At 51.5% G+C, this 497-nt stretch carries 1 pseudogene; it reads right to left on the bottom strand.

Annotation, left to right across the window (positions count from 1 at the left end):
• Window positions 1-497: pseudogene (locus ACIFO6_RS24145) on the bottom strand (EndoU domain-containing protein); the annotation flags it as partial.

The raw sequence follows: 497 nt of genomic DNA, 5'->3' as shown, positions 1-497 counted from the left end.
AGTGTAAGCCGTTGGTTCCTTTCAGGAGGATGCTTCCGGCTGAAAGACTAAGACTGCCTGTGGCTTGAATTTGTATACGCTGTGTACTATTCAGGCTCACACCATGATGGGTATTCATGGAAATATACAGTGATCCTTCCTGAGCACTCATCGACAGCTCGGAGTTGCCCAAGGATATTTCTTTTCCCTGCGGATTCGCAAAGGATTTCACGCCGGGATCGGCTGTTTTACGCTGGTGACGCTCTACCGGAGATTCAGCCACAGCGCCTTGAGCGGCGTGAGAGGAAGGGGCCGCAGCACCCGATGGTTTCGTCCGCACGGATTGAATGACCATCGCATCATCTTCGTCTGCACTTGGAAAATACAGCTTCACCTGTGCGCCTTTTTCAGGCATGAGATACCAGACCTGATTACCTTCGGCAGAATAGGGGAACCACTGGGCCTCATGAGGACTTTGCTGATCGTCCATATCCAAGTGTAATCGAACCTGATTCCGG

Source organism: Paenibacillus sp. NRS-1781, from assembly GCF_050467745.1.
Classification (GTDB): Bacteria; Bacillota; Bacilli; order Paenibacillales; family Paenibacillaceae; genus Paenibacillus; species Paenibacillus terrae_A.
Note: the sequence above shows the minus strand (reverse complement) of the source record. Positions and strands in the feature narration are given on the sequence as shown.